At 42.6% G+C, this 4685-nt stretch carries 4 protein-coding genes and 1 other RNA gene; 1 reads left to right on the top strand and 4 read right to left on the bottom strand.

Translation table 11 applies throughout. The features are described 5' to 3' along the window. Positions 1 to 83: 83 nt before the first annotated feature. The 4 genes from GQR46_RS16345 to GQR46_RS16360 are packed head-to-tail and all read right to left on the bottom strand — an operon-like array spanning position 84 to position 4369. Positions 84 to 1253: an FAD-dependent monooxygenase gene (locus GQR46_RS16345; RefSeq protein WP_165741535.1), complete on the bottom strand. Its 1170-nt coding sequence runs from the start codon at positions 1251 to 1253 to the stop codon at positions 84 to 86. Further along, positions 1250 to 2437, bottom strand: coding sequence for a 2-octaprenyl-6-methoxyphenyl hydroxylase (gene ubiH, locus GQR46_RS16350; RefSeq protein ID WP_165741537.1), 1188 nt, complete (start codon positions 2435 to 2437; stop codon positions 1250 to 1252). The genes GQR46_RS16345 and ubiH overlap by 4 nt, the downstream gene beginning before the upstream one ends. Before the next feature lie 15 nt (positions 2438 to 2452). Continuing rightward, complete coding sequence (gene pepP, locus GQR46_RS16355; RefSeq protein ID WP_165741539.1) at positions 2453 to 3775, bottom strand: Xaa-Pro aminopeptidase; 1323 nt, start codon at positions 3773 to 3775, stop codon at positions 2453 to 2455. 30 nt (positions 3776 to 3805) lie between these two features. Continuing rightward, a complete protein-coding gene (locus GQR46_RS16360; protein ID WP_007587323.1) occupies positions 3806 to 4369 on the bottom strand; it encodes a UPF0149 family protein in 564 nt (187 codons plus the stop codon). A gap of 193 nt (positions 4370 to 4562) precedes the next feature. Here GQR46_RS16360 and ssrS point away from each other — a divergent pair. Continuing rightward, a non-coding RNA gene (gene ssrS / locus GQR46_RS16365) (6S RNA) lies at positions 4563 to 4685 on the top strand; the annotation flags it as partial.

Consider the following 4685-nt stretch of genomic DNA (forward strand, 5'->3'; position numbering starts at 1 on the left):
AATTAAACATCGGTTTTTTTAGTAAAAGCGAATAACTAGCTACTTTTTTTCGTTAGGTTTCGCTTCGCTCTTCCCAACCTACGTTACTTTCCTATCGCTTCTTTGGCGAACAGGTGCTTGATTGCCCCAAGATTATCAACTAATGATAGCCCTACTCCACGAATAAGTTTTTTAACTGGGTTTGCACCTTCAAATAACTCTTTTAGCCCTTGCATCATAGCGATGTGCTTTTGTGCATCGAGCTTACGAGTGCGCTCGTAATCGCGCAGTGTGCGAGTGCTTGCAAACTCCTTGCTGCTATCGCTTGTTAAATGCTCAATTAAATAAGCCGCATCTTTTAGGCCTAGGTTCATACCAAGCCCTGCAAGTGGATGGATTGTATGTGCAGCATCGCCAATGAGTACCACTTTGCCTGAAACCCATTGCTGGGCGTAGCGCATTTTAAGTGGGAAAGCCGCGCGCTTACTTTGCACTTCACACAGGCCACATTGACCATCTATTGCAGCCATTACGGCTTTATTAAAGGCGGTGTCGTCCATTGCTAATAATTCATCACAATGATTGGGGCTGGTAGACCACACAATTGAATGAGTATGCTCATCGCTCAATGGTAAAAACGCGAGTGGCCCTGTTGGTAAAAAGACTTGGCGTGCGGTGTTTGCATGTTGCTCTTCAGTTTTAACTGTCGCGACTAGCGCATGGTGATCGTAATCTTTAAAGCTAAGCGCCATATTAAATTGTTTACGTATAGCTGAATTTGCACCATCAGCCGCCACCAGCAGTTTTGCAATAATTGGCTCGCCGCTTTTAAGTGTTATAAATACATCAGATTCGCTTTGATGTATTTGCTGATACTGTGTATCAAACATTAGTGTTGCACTACTTTGTTGCTCTAGCTCTTTTATAAGCGCAAAGCGGATAATGTCGTTTTCAACAATATGGCCTAAATGTTCAAGCTCAAGTTGCTCGTTATTAAACGCTATTTTGCCAAAGCTGTCGGCATCACGTACATCCATATGTGTATAAGCGCACGCTCGCTGTGCGATAATTTCGGGCCATACGTTTAATTGTTCAAGCAAGGTTTGACTTGCAATGCTTAACGCACTTACGCGCAAACCATATTCGTCAGTTGGTAACGCTTGTGTCGGTGCGCTATCTAGTACAACTACGCTTATATCGGCTTTTGCCAATCCAAGTGCTAGTGTTAGCCCTACACAGCCGCCACCTACAATACAAACCTGTGCTTGCTTCATAAACGCCTACCTTGTTTAACTTGCCCCATTAACTGTTTAGCTAATGGCGCTTTTAATGCGGGAAATAAATCCATCGAAAACAACCCAATACTGCGCCCCAATGCGAGCACTCGCGATGAATTCGAAAAAAGCCTAACAAGTGCGTCGGTTAAACTCATTACGGTTTTTATATCATCACTGCGTTTTTTTGAATATTCACGTGTAAACGCATAGCTGCCTAAATCGTGTTGGCTATTTGCTATTAAATTACTAAGTACTTGTACGTCGCGAAGGCCTAAATTAAAACCTTGCCCTGCAATAGGATGAATAGCATGTGCAGCATTACCAATAACCACTGTACGGTGCGCAGTTAAAGACTCAACTTGCCCGTAAACGAGCGGGTAACTCGTGCGCATACCTACTTTAGTAAATTGACCACCGCGATAACCAAACGCGCTTTGCAGGGCACTTAAAAAATCTTGTTCACTGAGTGCCATGTGCTGTTTAACCTGCTCTTGGCGCATACACCACACTAACGAATAACGGTTATTGCTCATGGGTAATAACGCCATAGGCCCGTTTTGTGTAAAGCGCTCAAAGGCATGATTATTATGCCCACCAGCCACTTCTACATTAGCAATAATAGCGCCTTGTTCATAAGGCAGGGTATTAAAACCAAGCCCGAGTAAATTGCGTGTTGGTGATTGTGCGCCATCAGCAATAACCAATAGTGCTGCATTTAATTGCTCGCCGCTTTGTAGGGTGAGTGTATTGCTATGCAGAGTTTTCTCGATGGCAGTTACGCTATCGGGGCACAAAAGCGTAATATTTGACTGCGTTAAACGCAGGTGGAGCGCTCTGCCAAATGGATTTACTTCTACTACGTAACCAAGTGAGGGCTTAGCAAATTCATCGCAATTAATGTGCGCTTTGCCAAAGTGGCCTCTATCAGACACGCTCACTTTTTTGATTGCTGCGGTGTAAGGGGCATTTTGCTCAAATAAATTGAGGCTTTGTAAATACTCTACCGATTGCTGAGCAAGTGCAATGCTTCTGTCGTCAAAGCTTGGGTGGTAATCGCCAGTTACTTGATTAGCTTCTACAACGGCAATATTTAACGCGGGATTAGTTTTAGCCACACTTAATGCGCAGCTTGCTCCCGCTAAACCACCGCCAATAATAACTACATCAAACTGCTTAGTCACTAGATTCTCCGAGCTTTATACGTTTTTAGCACTTTGCATAAGTGCTTCTATATCGCTAATTTTTTTAGGTACGCTTAGGGTCAAGTTTTCATGGCCGGTTTCGGTAACTAACAAGTTATCTTCGATACGAATACCAATGCCTTTGTATTTTTGCGGTGCGCTTGAGTCTTCGCTTATATAAAGCCCTGGCTCTATGGTGAGTACCATACCCGGCTCAAATGCTCGCTCAACGTTATTTACTTTATAATCGCCAACATCATGTACATCTAAACCAAGCCAATGCCCTAGCCCGTGCATGTAATATTCTTTACACGCACCTTTTGCCATTAGCTCGTCAAAGTCGCCGGTTAAAATACCTAGTTCGAGTAAACCTTGGGTCATTACTTCCATTGCTAGTTTATTGGCGTGCGACAGGTAACCACCGGGTTTAACTTCATCAAAAGCAACTTCTTGCGCTTTAAGTACAATGTTATAAAGCGCGGCTTGAGGCTCGCTAAACTCTCCATTTACGGGGAAAGTTCGCGTTATATCAGCAGCGTAGCCTTGTAGCTCACAACCCGAATCTATAAGTACTAGGTCGCCATTTTTTAATACATCGCTATTTTGTGTGTAGTGCAAAATATTAGCGTTGTCGCCACTGCCAACAATTGTGCCGTACGCCGGGTGCCGCGCACCATTCATAGCATAATGATGATGTAGCTCAGCTTCTAGCTGAAATTCAGTAGCTCCAGCATGTGAAAAACGCATAGCGCGCATGTGCCCTCGCGCACTAATTTCACAGCCTTCTCGCATAACATCTATCTCGCTTGGCGATTTAAACAAACGCATTTCATGAATAAGGCCACGTACTTCTTTTAAAGTACTCGGTGCTTTGAGCCCTTTTCGAGAGCCACTTCGAAGTGTACCTAGTAACGAAAACACTTTGGTATCAAATGAAGAGTAGGCGCCTTGTGCAAAATAAATAGCATCTTTTGCATTTAGTATATCTAGCAGCTTATCGTTTAATTCACTGAGTGGGTAAGCTTCATCAAACAGGTAGTCACTTTTAGCTTTATCAAAGCCAACTCTGCGGCCATGCCAAATTTCAGCTAGTTTGTCTTTATCTAGGCAAAATAAAGTACTGGGTGCATCACTGTTATTACACAGTACTAAAACAGCGTCGGGTTCGTTAAAGCCAGTTAAGTAAAAAAAGTCGCTGTCTTGTCTAAACGCATATTCGGTATCGCGGCTGCGCGTCACTTCGCTCGCAGCGGGAATAATAGCAACGCTATTTTCATCCATTTGAGCAAGTAAGCGCTCGCGACGTGCTTTAAATTCTGACTTTTGTACTTCAACCATTATTAACCAACCCGTTTTGCTTTTTAAAAGTTAATGAAGTGTTTTTTTAGTACTTTGCGTGCTTTGCTCTTTACCAAGCTCTGCAAAACAAAGTAGTGCTGATACACGCACATATTCAATCACTTCGTGCAGCGCTTGGCTGTCTTCTTCGGTTTCTTCAAAAGTAGTATCTAGGCGAGTGATTTCGCTAAAGTCAGTAATAACTTCTTTAACATCGCTCGATAGTTTACCGTAGTCTTTTTGCTTTAAACCAAAACCAAGCATAAAACCCGCTACCCATGATACGAGGCCATTAGCCTGATCGATGAGTGTTTCGTCGTCGCTTGGTAAAAATAAATCAAACTGAAATTCATCATCATTAAAGCTCGCGACTACTTGCTTATAAATAGTGCCAAAAAACTGCTTTAAATCGTTACTAAACGATTCACCATCGTTAAACACATCGCTCAAAAGGCCTAAGTATTCTTTGTCGTCAATGGTTAAACCACACGCAAGTAAACCACTAATCACACCATGCGCTTCGGCAGGTGATACAAATATTTCGTTTTTTTCTAAAAGCAGTTGAGCTTTTTCGTAATCGGGTAAATCGTTCATAATCGAATCTTCGCTTTGCAAGTTAAGGCAATGCTACCACTCGATAAAAAGCAACTCCAATTAATTGTATGATCAAGCTCAAAAACCATGCGATAAAGTAAATGATGAGTTAAAGGTGCGGAAAAACTAAGCGAACGGTTTAATTTTTTACGTTTGGGGTTTAAGGATTGGATTATGTCTTATATACTTAAATTGTTCCCTGGGGTACCGGAGCTTAGTTAAGTCCCTGAGCCGATAAATTTTATACCAGGGTTTCTGTTCGTCTACTATTGTGCAGGCTCGGCATGTACCGAGAAGCCTACGGTAAACCGCAGAT

It is taken from the genome of Pseudoalteromonas sp. Z1A6 (genome assembly GCF_011378745.1).
GTDB lineage: Bacteria > Pseudomonadota > Gammaproteobacteria > Enterobacterales > Alteromonadaceae > Pseudoalteromonas > Pseudoalteromonas arctica.

Bases quoted from the DNA above. Each gene is read 5' to 3' on its own strand.
- GQR46_RS16345 (WP_165741535.1), bottom strand. From the start codon at position 1,253: ATGAAGCAAGCACAGGTTTGTATTGTAGGTGGCGGCTGTGTAGGGCTA.
- pepP (WP_165741539.1), bottom strand. From the start codon at position 3,775: ATGGTTGAAGTACAAAAGTCAGAATTTAAAGCACGTCGCGAGCGCTTA.
- GQR46_RS16360 (WP_007587323.1), bottom strand. From the start codon at position 4,369: ATGAACGATTTACCCGATTACGAAAAAGCTCAACTGCTTTTAGAAAAA.